The organism is Ruegeria sp. AB8 (assembly GCF_056542605.1).
The window spans coordinates 17,283-32,423 of record NZ_JBQGAB010000011.1 but is presented as its reverse complement, the minus strand read 5'-3'; the positions used below and the strand labels follow the sequence as shown (position 1 = coordinate 32,423).

At 55.1% G+C, this 15,141-nt stretch carries 14 protein-coding genes; 9 read left to right on the top strand and 5 right to left on the bottom strand.

The features are described from left to right. Nucleotides 1-20: 20 nt before the first annotated feature. Nucleotides 21-1,085, bottom strand: coding sequence for an ABC transporter ATP-binding protein (locus tag ACR0CG_RS12795; protein ID WP_480525324.1), 1,065 nt, complete (start codon nt 1,083-1,085; stop codon nt 21-23). 164 nt (nt 1,086-1,249) lie between these two features. Beyond that, complete coding sequence (locus tag ACR0CG_RS12790; RefSeq protein WP_170680759.1) at nt 1,250-2,359, bottom strand: extracellular solute-binding protein; 1,110 nt, start codon at nt 2,357-2,359, stop codon at nt 1,250-1,252. Between the two features lie 375 nt (nt 2,360-2,734). Between ACR0CG_RS12790 and ACR0CG_RS12785 the strand changes: the two genes are divergently transcribed. From ACR0CG_RS12785 to ACR0CG_RS12775, 3 genes are all read left to right on the top strand, one after another. Beyond that, on the top strand, nt 2,735-4,036 hold the full coding sequence (locus ACR0CG_RS12785) for an aromatic ring-hydroxylating oxygenase subunit alpha (protein WP_480525322.1): 1,302 nt from the start codon (nt 2,735-2,737) through the stop codon (nt 4,034-4,036). Nucleotides 4,037-4,051: 15 nt separating this feature from the next. Beyond that, nucleotides 4,052-4,294, top strand: a complete 243-nt coding sequence (locus ACR0CG_RS12780) for a hypothetical protein (RefSeq protein ID WP_480525321.1) — start codon at nt 4,052-4,054, stop codon at nt 4,292-4,294. Nucleotides 4,295-4,421: 127 nt separating this feature from the next. Further along, nucleotides 4,422-5,687, top strand: a complete 1,266-nt coding sequence (locus tag ACR0CG_RS12775) for a flavin monoamine oxidase family protein (protein WP_480525319.1) — start codon at nt 4,422-4,424, stop codon at nt 5,685-5,687. Nucleotides 5,688-5,795: 108 nt separating this feature from the next. On the opposite strand, the gene ACR0CG_RS12770 is transcribed toward ACR0CG_RS12775, so the two are convergent. Further along, a complete protein-coding gene (locus ACR0CG_RS12770; RefSeq protein ID WP_480525317.1) occupies nt 5,796-6,590 on the bottom strand; it encodes a helix-turn-helix transcriptional regulator in 795 nt (264 codons plus the stop codon). Nucleotides 6,591-6,707: 117 nt separating this feature from the next. On the opposite strand from ACR0CG_RS12770, the gene ACR0CG_RS12765 reads away from it, so the two are divergent. From ACR0CG_RS12765 to ACR0CG_RS12740, 6 genes are read left to right on the top strand one after another with little or no spacing between them, the layout of a single operon-like run. After that, nucleotides 6,708-7,838, top strand: coding sequence for an ABC transporter ATP-binding protein (locus ACR0CG_RS12765; RefSeq protein WP_480525316.1), 1,131 nt, complete (start codon nt 6,708-6,710; stop codon nt 7,836-7,838). Nucleotides 7,839-7,869: 31 nt separating this feature from the next. Further along, complete coding sequence (locus tag ACR0CG_RS12760) at nt 7,870-9,033, top strand: ABC transporter substrate-binding protein (protein WP_480525315.1); 1,164 nt, start codon at nt 7,870-7,872, stop codon at nt 9,031-9,033. Between the two features lie 27 nt (nt 9,034-9,060). Beyond that, on the top strand, nt 9,061-9,912 hold the full coding sequence (locus ACR0CG_RS12755; protein ID WP_480525313.1) for an ABC transporter permease: 852 nt from the start codon (nt 9,061-9,063) through the stop codon (nt 9,910-9,912). A 9-nt stretch (nt 9,913-9,921) separates the two neighbouring features. Next, nucleotides 9,922-10,737 (top strand): ABC transporter permease, encoded by an 816-nt coding sequence (locus tag ACR0CG_RS12750; protein ID WP_480525312.1) that lies wholly within the window; start codon nt 9,922-9,924, stop codon nt 10,735-10,737. Nucleotides 10,738-10,772: 35 nt separating this feature from the next. After that, on the top strand, nt 10,773-11,531 hold the full coding sequence (locus ACR0CG_RS12745) for an SDR family NAD(P)-dependent oxidoreductase (RefSeq protein WP_480525500.1): 759 nt from the start codon (nt 10,773-10,775) through the stop codon (nt 11,529-11,531). 16 nt (nt 11,532-11,547) lie between these two features. Further along, nucleotides 11,548-12,324, top strand: a complete 777-nt coding sequence (locus ACR0CG_RS12740; protein WP_480525310.1) for an SDR family NAD(P)-dependent oxidoreductase — start codon at nt 11,548-11,550, stop codon at nt 12,322-12,324. A gap of 218 nt (nt 12,325-12,542) precedes the next feature. Here the strand turns inward: ACR0CG_RS12740 and ACR0CG_RS12735 are convergent, their stop codons facing one another. Together ACR0CG_RS12735 and ACR0CG_RS12730 are read right to left on the bottom strand one after the other, a co-directional pair. Next, nucleotides 12,543-13,763, bottom strand: a complete 1,221-nt coding sequence (locus ACR0CG_RS12735) for an aminopeptidase P family protein (protein WP_480525308.1) — start codon at nt 13,761-13,763, stop codon at nt 12,543-12,545. 162 nt (nt 13,764-13,925) lie between these two features. After that, complete coding sequence (locus ACR0CG_RS12730; protein WP_170614525.1) at nt 13,926-15,137, bottom strand: ABC transporter permease; 1,212 nt, start codon at nt 15,135-15,137, stop codon at nt 13,926-13,928. Between the last annotated feature and the right edge of the window lie 4 nt (nt 15,138-15,141).

The following is a 15,141-nucleotide window of genomic DNA, read 5'->3' as shown; positions in this document are numbered from 1 at the left end:
CCTATCTCCCGTGAACTCCGTCATGAGTGGAGCAACATGGCACTGGACGGATCCCAGCTGATATTCACCTTGTCCTCCCACGTAATGCGCTGGGTGGCATGCGTTGGGCGTGACTGGTTGGGCCTGGTGACATCAAATATCTCTCCATTGGGAAGCCTCACCTTGTAGATCGACGTCTCTCCTAAATAACCCACGTCGTCGATGATGGCTGATGTCTGGTTGGGGCCTGGAGCAACTTCATCGGATTTCGAAAGACGGATTTTTTCGGGCCTCAAAGCCACCCAGATCTTGCTGCCAACTTTCACGGAGTGACCGTGATCTATGAAAACCTCGCAGAATTCAGTCTCGACCCGAACATGATCTGCACCTTCCTCGGTTACCCTGCCCTCAAAAATATTCGCTGACCCGATGAAGTCGGCGACAAAGCGAGACGCGGGAAACTCGTATATTTCTGTTGGCGTTCCAATCTGCTTGAACCGCCCAGCATCCATAACCGCCATGCGCGACGACAACGTCATCGCTTCTTCCTGATCGTGGGTCACCACAATAAACGTGACACCGACCTTGTCCTGAATATTGGCAAGCTCAAACTGCGTTTGCTTGCGCAGCTTCTTGTCAAGCGCAGCCAGAGGCTCATCCAAAAGCAGCAGCTTTGGGCGTTTGACCAACGCACGAGCCAGCGCAACGCGCTGGCGTTGCCCGCCTGACAATTGCTTGGGTTTTCTCTTTTTGAAGTCTTCCAGTTCGACAAGCTTGAGGATGTCGTGCACCCTGTCGGCTATGTCAAATTTTGGGACATGGTCTTGTTCCAACCCGAAAGATACGTTCTTTTCGACAGTCATATGCGGAAACAGCGCATAGCTTTGGAACATCATATTGGTTGGGCGTTCGTAGGCAGGAACGTCAGCCATATCGACGCCATCAATGATGATCGAGCCGGCGTTCAACTCCTCAAATCCCGCGAGCATTCGCAGCAGAGTGGACTTTCCGCACCCTGATCCGCCCAGCAGACAGAACAACTCACCCTTGTAGATATCCAGATCGACGTTATCGACGGCCGTTACTTCACCGTAATTCTTTGTCACACCTCTGATCTGAACCAATGGTTGTTGTTCTGTTTGGTCTAACCAAGGTACTGCGCTGACAGCTTTGGAAACGGTCAATTTGGGCCTCGCGGTCTGCCTGAATGGATCCGAAGTGCAGTAGCGATCCAAATAGGTTCGCTACTGCACTTGCCGGTGTGAGTGGATTAGTTACCGGCTTTGAAGTCAGTCCAGGTACGGGTCTGCAAACGCTCGACCTTGGGAGGAAGAACCGCAGTTGTGTACATCTTGGCAACCTGATCAGACGTCGGGAATGCGGCCGGGCTGGATGTGACGGCTTCGTCAACCATTGGCTTGGCTGACAGGTTGGCAGTCGCATACCAGGTGAAGTTACTGTCATTGGCCGCAACTTCAGGGCGCATCATGTAGTTCAAGAAAAGATGCGCGTCTTCCTTGTTGGCTGCGTCTTCCGGGATCAGCCAACCATCAATCCACAACTGCGCGGTGCGTTCGCCTTCAGGCAGGAAGAAGTCCAGCACAACCCCAGTGTCGGCTTCGGCTGCCCCGGACATCGCAAGAAGGCCATCCGGTCCCCAAGTGGTTGAGACGCAGAACTCTTTTTGAGGCATTCTTTGGTACGCGTAGTTGTCGAAGGTTTTGATGTACGGGCGGACTGCGGCCAGCATTTCTCCGACCTTTTCGTAGTCTTCCGCGTTCGTGGAATTCGGATCCAAACCCATGTGCGCCAAAGCCATCGGTATGATGTCGCCCGGAGAATCCAGGAAAGAAACACCGCACTTTGACAGCTCTTTCATGTGCACGGGATCGAACACCATGTCCATCGAACCGATGGGCGCGTCCGGATACGTCTCTTTCACCAATTCTTCGTTATAAGTGACCCCGTGCGTTCCCCACATATACGGAATGAAATGCTTGTTGCCCGGGTCCCACTCACTGGCCAGTTGCTCCATAATAGCCGGATCAATGTGCTGAACGTTGTCCAGCTTCGATAAATCAAGCTCTGCGACAATACCGGCCTTAATCAGCCGCGCCGTATCACTGCCTGCATGGCTGACCACATCATAGCCGCTGTTTCCTGCCAGCAGCTTGGCATCGATTGCTTCAGCCGAGTCGTACGGATCGTAAATTACCTTGATGCCGTATTCTTTCTCGAAGTTCTCGATCGTGTCTTCAGCGATGTATTCCCCCCAGTTTGTGACTTTCAAAACGCGCTCTTGCGCAAGTACCGACCCCGAAATTGCAGTGGCCGTTACTGCGAGAACGGTAACCCCGGCGACTTTCCTGATTGAGTTCATAATTTCGCTTCCTCTCCCTGAGCGGTGGCTGCAGCAATTTTGCTTACTTTGTCTGCTGAACACTGTTTTTATGAGCCCCCCTTTTGACAGGTTTGCTCATCTTGCACCCCATTCCCCTCCAATCATCATGAATTTATCTGACTGGCCATTCAAAACGGTAGTCTGATGAAATCGCCGCTGTCAAGCAAAGCTGATCCAATTTTGATCAAAAGCCGAAAAGTCGCTTAATTGACAGAAAACTTTCTAACTTTCCGCGCGCGCATCAACCTCAATTGGGTCGCAGGGAACCATTTGGGATCTACTTTTGAATGACTATTCAGTCAGAAATGATTGACGAGCAGCCCAAATTGGGCAAAATCTACAATCAATCGAACGATGGCTGATCCAACTGAAATCCAAGATCGTAGGCTGGGATTGGCCGAACCGACCAAAACACTGACTGATCAAGTCAAAACTGCGCGGATTGAACAGATGCATGACGAACCCCGGAACATCGAAGTTCCAGCCAATTGGGACAGACGTGGACTGCCGGGCTGGTGCTATCACAGCACCGCTCTTCTGGACCTTGAAAAGAGCAATCTGTTCAAAACCCATTGGCAAATAGCATGTCATGTTTCGGACGTTCCGGAATCCGGCAGCTTTCTTTGTTTCGACATGTGCGGCGAGCGTGCGCTGATCGTACGAGACAACAACTCGGACATTCGAGCGTTTCTCAATGTTTGCCGTCATCGCGGATCACGGCTCGTGCCCAAAGATCAAGGAAAGTGTGAAAACGCCTTGGTTTGCCCGTTTCATGGCTGGGTTTACAATCTTGATGGAACGCTGCGTGGTGCCGCCCGGCCAGAGTCCTTTCCGAACCTGGACAAGCATAAGTTTGGCCTGAAAGAACTTGAAATGGAAATCTGGCACGGTCTTGTGTTTATCCGCTTCAAACCGGGCCCCCAGCCATCAGTGGCGGAACTTCTGGCCCCGATTGAACAGGAAATCTCAGCCTACAAAATGGCCGAACATGTTCCGACAGACGGGATTTGGACGGAGGAGACGCCGGTCAACTGGAAATCAATCAGAGACGTGGACAACGAAGGATACCACGTTCCGCTTGCGCACCCTGCCCTGCAGGATTTGTACGGTTCAACCTATTCCGACGAACCTTATGTCGATGGTGTCTCACGTTCTGATGCAAGTTTCACACCGACGAAAGGGCGTAGATGGGCTGTTCGCAACTACAAGAAGTTCACAAAGCCCCAACCCCACCTGCCCGAACACTTGCACAAAACCTGGCTCTACTATGGCATTTTCCCTAACGCGGTGATTGCTGTCACTCCCGAAACAATGTTGTTTTATCAGGAGTTTCCAGTCACGACGAAAAAGTCCGTACTGCGGAGCGCAACATATCGAAACCCGCACGAAGATCGCCAACAAAGGGCAGCCCGGTATCTCGCCGCCCGGATTGATCGCGAAACCGTGGAGGAAGATATTCAACTGACGATCTGGTCGAACGAATCCATGGCTTCGGAATCGTTCGAGGGTTTCTACCTTTCGGACCTCGAATATGGTGTCCGGTCACATCACGACCACCTCCGCAAAATACTGCCCGTCTACAATTCAGAAACCGCGCCACGTGAAGATGAAGTTGTGTCGCTCAATACCGCCATGTCGGCTGCGCCCAAGACGTGAACAAGGGCGCGTTCTATGTCGGAAGCAGAACTTCAAAAGCAACTTCTTGTGACGGAAGTCGGAATCCAAGGCTCCGGCGCCACAAGGTATGCGGCCGCAATGTATTTTTATCAGAACGGCAGAATGTCTACCGAGATGCTGGAAATTTACCGGAGGTGCAGCAAGTTTGACGCCGAAGACCCGCTTGATCTGGCCCGTTACGAGGGGGTTTCAGTACCAGAAATGCTTGGCGTTTTAGATGGATGCACTGAGGCATGATAACGCCTGCGATTAAGATCTCACCTCAGAAAGATTCTGATGATTGGTGGGCGTCGCAACGGCGAGCACTCGAAGTGCAATCTTTGAAATCACCATTCAAGCCACTCAATGCACCGGAGGAAACAGAGTGAACGCGTTTGACTATGACGTCGTCGTTGTGGGCGCTGGCGCAGCGGGAATCGCGGCGACCCGGGCCCTTATGTCGGCAGGTCTGTCAGTTATCTGTGTCGAGGCATCGAACCGCGTCGGAGGGCGCACCCACACGGATACGGAAATCTTTGGCGTCCCTTTCGACGTAGGGGCGCATTGGATGCACGCCGAACATGCCAACGCTCTGAAGGCGCCGGGTCTTGCGCTTGGCCTTGACCTTTACGAGGCCCCGGATAACGCAATGACATACGGCCTGAAAAATGATGCCGTTCTTTGGAACGAAGTAGAAGACATCCACAAAGACATAGCTGAAGCGGCGCGCCTCGATGCAGAAATTGAAACAAGTACCGGAGTTCCAACCGACCGGTCTTTGGCTGACATCTGGGAAGACAAGGGACCTTGGTCATTTACGGCAGCCATGACATTTGCGCTGTCGCTTGCCAGGGATTTGCCGGACACTTCCCTGCGAGACATCATTGCCTGGGAGGGGGGCGACGACTGGTTTTGCCGGGAAGGTTTCGGGCACCTCATCGCGTGCACGGCGCAGGGTCTTCCGATCAAACTGTCCAGTCCGGTCACAGAAATCGAAGCCCTTAGTGACGGTGTGCAGGTAACCATGGCGACTGGCAAAACCAAAGCGCGCACCGTCGTCGTAACAGTATCCGTCGGGGTGCTGGCCGAAGACGTCATCCGTTTTGATCCCCCCCTTGAATCCGACCGGCGCGCGGCGCTCGAACTCATTACAATGGGAGACTACAATCACGCAGGCCTTCTTTTTCACCCCGGTGCATTACCCGTGCAACCCGACACATGGCTGACCTACCACTTAGAACCCGACGCGTCCGGAGTGGCCCGCGGTGGCGGCTTTCTTTGCAACATCTCAAGCACCGGCCTCACCAGCTTTGAAAGTTCCGGAAGCCTTTCCATAGATTTGCAGAACGCAGGACCTGAAAGCGCCATCGAACATGCACTTGAAACGCTGGTTGGCTTCTTCGGCTCGGCCATCAGAGAAAAATTCATAAAGGGACACGCAACCGCCTGGCGACATGAACCATACGTGCTTGGGTCTTACGCAGGATCCCAGCCGGGGGGCTATGGCCAACGTGCCGTTTTGCGACAACCCCATGCGGAATGGGTTCACTTTGCTGGCGAAGCGACACATCCCAACCAACAATGCTCTGTCAGTGGCGCCCACCTGGAAGGTTTGCGAGCGGCGGAAGATGTGGTGGCTCAGTTGCTTTGACAAACCGGGAACCATTCCGGCCCAGCAAGCGCAATAGTTATGCCTGCCAAACATCCCACCGCTGGGAACAGTTTCTGGAAAGCGCCAAACGGCACGTCGCTGAGGGCTTCACTTTTCCTCCGGCCCCAACAGCGCGTCGATGAACCGCGAAAACAACTCTCCCTGAGACCGGATTCTAAGCTTGGAGTATATGTTCCGGCGGTGAATACGAACCGTTCCCGGAGAAATACCCAGTATTCGGCCAACGGCGTCAGCGGAATGGCCTTTGAGAGTAAACTCGACAACCTCCTTTTCGCGAGGCGTAAGCAGGCCTTCGTCAAACTTTTCAAATGCCTCGTCCACATTCAGCACCCGCCCCCGACGCCGCGTATTTGCCGGTTTCTGCCCAAACTCTCCGGCCAATCCGTTCCAGTGATGCCTGCAGGTTTCACTGACCACAGGCCAGGCCTTTCCCAGTTCCCGGAAGTCCTTGGCGCTAAATGCCTTTTCTGCCCGCATCAACGAAACACAAACGGTTGCCTCGTCAGGCAGGTCAACAACATAGCAAATCTCTTCGGCCAAACCGGTCTGAACATAGTAATTTCGAAAGTACTCACCCTGATAAAACCGATCTGGTGCCAGATCACGTAACCGGTACAGACCTGGATCAATGGAGTTTGCGCTGGCCAGGTAAAACGGATCCAGAAGATATGGACCCTCCTGATAATCCTCAACCATAATCTTCCGCTTCGATTTTGGGAAATCGTCAAACAGGTCGATCGGGCGCGCTGATCCGAGATACCCAAATATGACAGTATAGTCGAACCCACTGATTTCCTGCAGAGATTTCGAAAGCGTCTGGGAGAAATCGTCTGTTCCGACAGCAGCTATGACTGCGCCTGCTTCGGTCAACCAATCTGTCACGACCGCCTCCTACTCAAATTTGAATACCACATTCGTGATATATACAAGAATCGACAAACTTTTTACCGTTTACCTGAAACAAGTGGTATTTCAAAAATGAGGATATGTCCCGAAAAAATGCCAAACGGTGAATATACCCAACAATCGGACAGATCGACAGGAAGCACAATCGCCGAGCTTCGCGGCGTGTCCAAAAGGTTTGGGGACGTGTTGGCGGCCAATGATCTAAACCTGAAAATCGCAGAAGGAGAGTTTCTGTCGTTTCTAGGTCCGTCCGGGTGCGGCAAGACAACGGCGCTTAGAATGCTGGCAGGTTTTGAAAGCCCGTCGGAAGGCGATGTTTTGCTGGACGGAGAGGTGGTGAACTCGCTTGATGCCCATCTGCGTCCGGTCAACATGGTGTTTCAGCATTACGCACTGTTCCCGCACCTGACCGTTGCACAGAATATTGGATACGGTCTGAAACAGCGGCGCCCGAAGCTGCCCAAAGCGACGATCGCGCAAAAGGTCAGCAAGGCATTGGAAATTGTTCGGCTCGAAGGGTACGAAGCGCGCCGAATTTGGGAGATGTCCGGTGGACAGCAACAACGCGTAGCACTTGCCCGGGCAATCGTGAACGAACCCAAGCTGCTGCTGCTTGATGAACCGCTGGCCGCGCTGGACAGGAAATTGCGCAAAGAAATGCAGATCGAACTGCAAAACATCCAGCGCCGTCTGGGCATTACCTTTGTCCTAGTAACCCACGATCAGGAAGAAGCGCTGTCGATGAGTGACAGGATCTGCATCATGCGCGACGGCCGGATCGAACAGGTTGGCAGCCCACAGGACCTGTATGACCGGCCAGCAAACCGATATGTGGCTGGTTTTGTTGGCACGACCAACATTTTCAACGGTTCGATCACTGAAACAAGTAACCAAAATGCCGATGTGCAGCTAGTTACCGGGCAAACCGTCACGGGACAGAACCCGTTCAATCTGAATGTGGGAGAAGCCGTCGGCCTGAGCGTTCGGCCCGAACAAATCCATCTCAGCAGGACATCAAAGGCGGAAACCGACCTTGCGGTCACAATCCTCAATCGCATCTTTCTGGGGGAACATACAGAATACCTGGTCAGGCATGACACACTGGGAGAGTTCCTGGTGTTGTCGCCACGCCAGTCAGAATTGAACGAGGGATCGTTCAAAGTGGATGAGCCGCTCTTTGCGTCCTGGAACGCCAGCGGAGCGCTCATCCTTTCCGGAGACTAACCTAACGGATCCAGCCAACAGGGGAAAACTCATGACAAAAACACCGGATCACATCTCTAAGCAGAAATTCATGGAAGAGCTGTACCGCTACAAGCGCGGTTCGGTCACACGCCGGCACTTTCTCGGTGTGACGGGTCTGGGGGCGGCGACGGCTGTGCTTGGCTCGGCCATGCCGGGTCTTCGGCCAGGTCCCGCATGGGCATCCGGCGATATTGGGGATCGCGTGGTTCTCGCCACCTGGCCGAACTACCACGACACCGCCAATTTCGACGCCTTTGCCGAAGCGACCGGTGCCAATGTTCAGGTCAACGTCTTTGGGTCGAACGAAGAGATGTTGGCCAAGCTTCAGGCCGGGGCAACCGGCTGGGACGTGTACGTCCCGACCAACTACACCATCACCACCTATGTCAGTGAAGACCTGATCGAACCGCTTGATACATCGCGGCTGCCGAACTACGACGCGTCCGCCTATGACCCGCGTTATGCCGAGGCCGGCTCGGTCGATGGCAAGCTCTACGCCGTGCCCAAAAACTGGGGCTCTACCGGTTTTGTCGCCAATACCAGCCAACTCAACGGTGCGCCCACGCCGTCGAGCTGGAAAGAATTCTTTGATTTGACGATGGGAGATCTGTCTGGCGGTACAATCGTACATGACTATCAGCTAACAACGATCGGGAACGCGCTGAAGTACTTTGGCTATTCCTTCAACTCGGTCGACAAGAAGGAACTGGCCGACGCCGAGAAACTGCTCATTGACGCAAAGCCGCACCTGTTTGCAATTTCATCAGACATTCAGCCGTCCATGCGCAGCGGAGACGCAACACTGGCGATGGCCTGGTCTGGTGACGGCAAACAGCTGAACACCGACATGCCCGAGATCATGTACATCCTCGGCAAGGAAGGCGGCGAGTTGTGGAGCGATTACTACGCCATTCCGAAAGGGGCACCCCACATGGATGCAGCCTATGCGCTGATCAACTACCTGCTGGATCCCGCCGTGAACGTCAAAGAGGTGCTGGCGCACGGCTACCCGACAGCAGATGCGAAATCGATCGCGATGTTGCCGGAGGAGTTGCAGAACGACCCGATCCTGTATCCGGCGCAGGAACTTCTGGACGCGCTTGAATTCGGTGCGGCGGTAACGCTGACCGACCCGAACCGCGCTGAACTTATGGCGCGGTTCAAATCTGCCTAAAGTCCGCAAACCGGAGATAAGAACGACATGAATGCGAGAACGCGCAACTGGCTCTTGCTGGCCCCGGCCGGGACCTGGTTCCTGGTGATGCTTGTGCTGCCGTTGACGGTCGTTCTTATCTTCAGCTTTGGGGAACGCGGCCCGGCTGGCGGCTATGTGCCGGCTTTCACGCTGGAACAATACGCCAACCTTCCGGCACGTTGGACGGCGTTCAAAAACACGATGGTGCTGGCCCCGGTCGGCACCATTGCCGCCTTGTTCATAGCCTATCCGCTGGCGTATTTTCTGGCCGTCAGGGCTGATCCTAAATGGAAAACCATCCTGCTGGTTCTGGTGATCGTTCCGTTCTGGACCTCGATCCTGATCCGCAGCTATGCGTGGATATTCCTGCTGGGCGGTCGCGGAATTCCAGAACTGATCGACTTTATCGGGTTCGCAAAGCCACGTCTTATCAATACACCTTTCGCGGTCCTGATTGGCATCATCTATGGCTACCTTCCGCTGATGGTGTTTCCGATCTTCGTCAGCCTTGATCGGTTGGACAAACGTCTGCTCGAAGCCTCTTCAGACCTTGGTGCCACACCTGTGCGAACCTTCCTGCAAGTGACTTTGCCCTTGTCGGTGCCCGGCGTGGCCACGGGCTGTCTGCTCGTGTTTATCCTCCTGATGGGGGAATTCCTGATCCCGGCGCTGCTGGGCGGAGGCAAAGTGTTCTTTGTTGGCAACGCGCTGGTCGATCTGTTCTTGCAATCGCGCAACTGGGCTTATGGGTCGGCGGTGGCGGCAACGCTGGTGTTCATCATGTTGATCTCGGTCACGATCTACATGCGCCTGATCTCGCGACTGGGAACCCAGCGCGAAGACGTATCGTTGATGTAGGGGGATAAGATGCGACTGTATGCTCTGTGCGTTTATTTGTTTCTCTATATCCCGATCGGGGTCATAGCGCTGTTCAGTTTTAATGCCGGACGCCATGCCAGCCAGCTGCAGGGTTTGTCCACACAATGGTACGGCAAGGCGCTGAACAACCCGTTCGTTATGGATGCGTTGGAAACCAGCCTTATCGTGGCACTTGTATCGGCCACTCTGGCCTCTTTGTTCGGAACAATGGCGGCTGTGGGTCTGCAGGGTATCCGCGGGTCGATGCGCACGGCCTTCGACGGTTTGATCTACGTGGCCATCATGATCCCCGGCATCGTCATCGGAATTGCGACCCTGATCGCACTTGTCACTGTGTTCAACTTCGTGAACCCGGGTATTGCAGCGCTCTGGCCGGAAGGGGCTGAACCCCCAAAGCTCAACATGGGTATGGGCTCTCTCATTGCAGCGCACACCATGTTCACGATGGCACTGGTCGTGATCATTGTTCGCGCAAGACTTTCCGGCATGGACGCCACCCTGACCGAGGCGTCGTCGGACCTCTATGCGACGCCATTTGGCACGTTTAGACAGGTCACTTTGCCATTGATCTTTCCTGCGATACTGGCCGGATTCCTTCTGAGTTTTACCTTCAGCTTTGACGACTTCATCATCGCATTCTTTGTCGCAGGGTCCGAGACAACGCTTCCAATTTACGTTTTTTCGTCAATCCGCCGCGGTGTCACGCCAGAGATCAACGCCATAGGCACAATGGTTCTGGCCGCGTCATTGGTCCTATTGATCACAGCCCAGGTCCTTCTGCGGAGGGGAGACAAGAAGAAATGACAGCCGCTAAGCTCATGAAGACACGTTCTGAAAAAATCTCTCTCGACGGTCGCATTGCCTTTGTGAGCGGGGCAGGATCAGGCATCGGAAGGGCCAGTGCCATTTCGATGGCTGAGTGTGGAGCGCACGTTGTCGTAACCGATCTTGTCGGTGAACTGGCCGAAGCGACCGCCCAAAAAATCATGGAAAATGGCGGCAGTGCCGACAGCATTGCGCTGGACATGACGGATGACAGCGCTGTTGTTGGCGCACTCCGGACGACAATCGAAAAACTAGGCCGACTGGACATACTGCATTCGCACGCAGGTATTCAGGTCGAGGGCACGTTGGAACAGGTCAGCCCCGAAGGCATGGATGAAAGCTGGAGGTTAAACGTAAGGGCGCATTTCATTGCGGCACGGGCGGTGGTCGGGCAGATGCGTACTCAGGGCGGCGGCAGCGTCATCATCACTTCTTCCAATTCTGGGGTTCAGTACGACCGCGAAATGATTGCCTATGCGACCACGAAGCACGCAGTTGTGGCGATGGTGCGCCAGATGGCTGCGGACTATGCCAAGGACAATATCAGGTTCAATGCGCTGTGCCCCGGTTGGGTCGACACACCATTTAACGCTGGCTTTGAAACCCAGATGGGCGGGCGGGCGGCTCTGGAAAGCTATATCGCGAACAGCATTCCCATGGGGCGTTGGGCGCAGGCCGATGAAATCGCCGATGCCGTCGTGTTTTTGGCCTCTGACATGTCCACCTTCATGACGGGCCACGCGTTGGTGATCGACGGGGGTGAGTGTATCTGACAAAAGGGAGGGATTGATGGTTCACCGGTCAAGACTGGAAGGAAAGACGGCTGTCATCACCGGCGGAGCAACAGGGATGGGGCGTGCAACGGCCCTGTTGTTCGCGCAAGAAGGCGCAACTGTTTCGATCTTCGATATCAACGATGACGAGGGTCGGAAAACAGTTCAGATGATCCGTGATCAGGGCGGCAAAGCTAAGTTCTTTCACTGCGACGTCACCAGCGCCCGTGATATCGACAACGCATTTGATGCCTGCGTCGCAGAGTTCGGGGCATACGATGTGCTGTTCAATCATGCAGGCTCGATCATCGTGAAATCCCTGCATGAGACATCGGAAGAAGAATATGATTGGCTGATGGACCTGAACGTGAAATCTGCTTTTCTTGTTTGCAGACGCGCGGTGAAGGAGATGGCCGAGAACGGCGGTGGTTCGATCGTTATCACCTCGTCGATCGCTGCCGAGTTGGGGTACGCGTTGGAGTCCGTCTACTGCATGTCCAAAGCCGCCGTCCTGCAGCTGTCCCGCACGATCTCGACCGAGTATCGGGACGCCGGAATACGCTGCAACGCGATCTGTCCCGGATTTGTTGAAACAGCGCATGGGCTAAAGGAAATTTCTGAACTGGACGCCGCAGGCCAGGAATGGGAGGACAGCGGCATGGCCGCGACGCAAGGGCGCATTTGCTACCCTGAAGAAGTGGCCAGAACCGTGGTTTTCCTCGCCTCGGATGATGCGAGTTTCGTCAATGGAACAGCCACCTATGTCGACAACGGCTGGCACGCGAAGGGTTGAAGACTGGAGAGCGGGTGGAAACTGATTTCCGAAGGCTTGGCATTCCCCGAAGGACGGCCGACCCGCTCGCGTCTGGCCGACTAACTCCACCTTTCGTTGGAATTTCGACTTTCGGGAAATCTCCATACGTCGAAAACCGGAACACTATTGTTGCCGATGTTTGCCTGCTCGGCGCGCATCCCAAAAAGGGTGGAGCAAAAGCTCCACCCCCTTGATCATCAGGCACCGATAATGTTGTGACCCGGTCCGTATGGGAAACCGGTGATGTTTTCGGCCCCGTCTTCACCCACCACCAGAATATCGTGTTCCCGGTAACCGCCCGCACCGGGCTGGCCTTCGGGAATCCACAGCATCGGCTCGATCGATACGACCATGCCGGGTTCCAGCACAGTGTCGATGTCCTCACGCAATTCGAGACCGGCCTCACGACCATAGTAATGGCTCAGAACGCCGAATGAGTGGCCATAGCCGAAGGAGCGATACTGAAGCAGGCCTTCGTCGGCAAAGAACCGGTTGATCTCGGCAGTGATGCCAGAACAGGTGGCACCCGGCTTGATCAGGCTGAGGCCAAGTTCGTGCGCTGCCACGTTTGCCTTCCAAAGGCGCAGGCTGTCGGCATCCGGCTCGCCCAGAAACAGGGTCCGTTCCAGTGCGGTATAATAGCCCGAGATCATCGGGAAGGTGTTCAGGGACAGGATATCGCCCTTTTGCAGCGCGCGTTTTGTCACCGGGTTATGTGCGCCATCGGTGTTCAGACCGGACTGGAACCAAACCCAGGTGTCGCGGTATTCGGCATCCGGATAGGCACGCGCGATTTCCTCTTCCATCGCGTCTCGACCCGCCATTGCCACTTCGATCTCGGTTACGCCTTCGCGGATGGCCGCGTGAATGGCTGCACCGCCAACATCCGCAGTGCGCGCGCCGCCCTTGATCAGCTCAATTTCCTCTGCGGATTTGACCATACGTGCCGCCATCGTATCGGGCGCGACATCGACCAACTCGGGGGCACCCAGTATGCGCAGGGCAGTTTCACGCGCCGCAATGGTCATGTGGTCGCTTTCGATCCCGACCCGCTTGGCGTTTCCGATCAGACTTGCAACGGCACGCCAGTAGTTGTCGCGCTTCCAGTCGGTGTAGATCACGTTGTCTTCAACCGACCGGCGCCACGGTTGCCCCGCATCGATATTGGCGGACACGGTGGTGCAGTTGTCTTGGGTCACAACGCAGCCATACGGGCGACCGAAGGAACAATACAGAAAGCCCGAGTAGTAGGCGATGTTCTGCATCGACGTCAGCAGCACGACGGGGATATCCCGCTTGGCCATGATCGCGCGCAGCTTGCCAAGACGGCGGTCATACTCGGCCTTGCTGAACGGCAACGGGGCCTTGTCACCATTGTGGCAAGTGAAGAACTCGGGGCGGTTTGAAATGTCAGTCATCTTTGGTCTCTCATCCTTGCCGGGTGTGCAATCCCCGGCCACATGTCCCGGCGTTCAGGACAGGCGGTCTCGGGGTCCGAGAGCCGATCACCTCCTTAGACGCCGCGACGCCATCGCGGCGGAGATGAACAGGTGAATCGATAGATCAGACTGTTTGCTACGTCAAGCGGGCGAAAGACCCCGCAACCGTTCGGAACGGCGCCGCAACAGTTCGACCGTGGTCAACAGGGCAATCGACAAGACCACCAGGATTGTCGCAACCGCCAGAATGGTCGGGCTGATCTGCTCACGCAGGCCGGTGAACATCTGCCACGGCAAGGTCTTCTGGCTGGCGGAACCGACAAACAGCACCACGACCACTTCGTCGAATGACGTGATGAAGGCAAACAGACCACCCGAGATGACGCCGGGCAGGATCAGCGGCATCTGGATCTTGAAGAAGGTCCGCACCGGCCCCGCGCCCATATTGGCCGCAGCCCGTGTCAGAGACCGGTCAAAACCGACCAGAGTCGCCGTCACGGTGATGATCACAAAGGGAATACCCAGCACGGCGTGGGCCAAAATCACTTTCAGATAGCCCACGAAGTTCTTGTTCATGCCCAGCGTGCCTTCAAGGAACCGTCCGATATCGCTGTAGAAAAAGAACATGCCCGTCGCCGAGATGATCAGCGGGACAATCATCGGCGAAATCAGAATTCCCATGATCGCGCGGCGCCCGGGAACGTGGGACTGGCTAAGACCAATGGCGGCCAGAGTTCCCAGCGACACCGAAATAACTGTCGCAATCGGCGCAATAATGAGCGAGTTCTTGAAGCTGCGCTGCCATTCGTTGTTGGTGAAGAAGTCCCGATAGTGCTTGAGCGAATAGCCTTCCGGGTCCAGCCGCAGCATCTCGGGCGTAAAGGTGAAGAAGTCCTGCGCGTTGAACGACAGCGGCAGCACCACAAGAATCGGCGTGATCAGGAAGACGAAGATCGCACCACAGATCACGCGAAACAAATAGTGATAAAACACCTGTTGCGCTGTCAGGTACGGCAACAGCTTGCGCCGATAGCGCCCCTCATACAGCCAGTAGATAAACCAGACGAAAAACCAGCCGCCGAGTAAACCCAACACGCCGCCCATCAGGCCGGCCACCAAAAACCCTATGACGCCGAATCCGACGATGTTGATCCACCGTGCGAGTTTTTCATTCTTAACAAGATTTATGTAGACCCAGGCCAGCCCCGTAATCAGGACAGCTCCGCCCAGAATTCCAAGAAAAACCGAGCCATTTCCTGCGCCGACAAAGATGCCGGCAAAAGCCCCTGCCAGTGCGACACTGGGCAGAACCATGGACATGGGTTTGCGGGATATCGGTGTCAGTGCAGCCATCTTG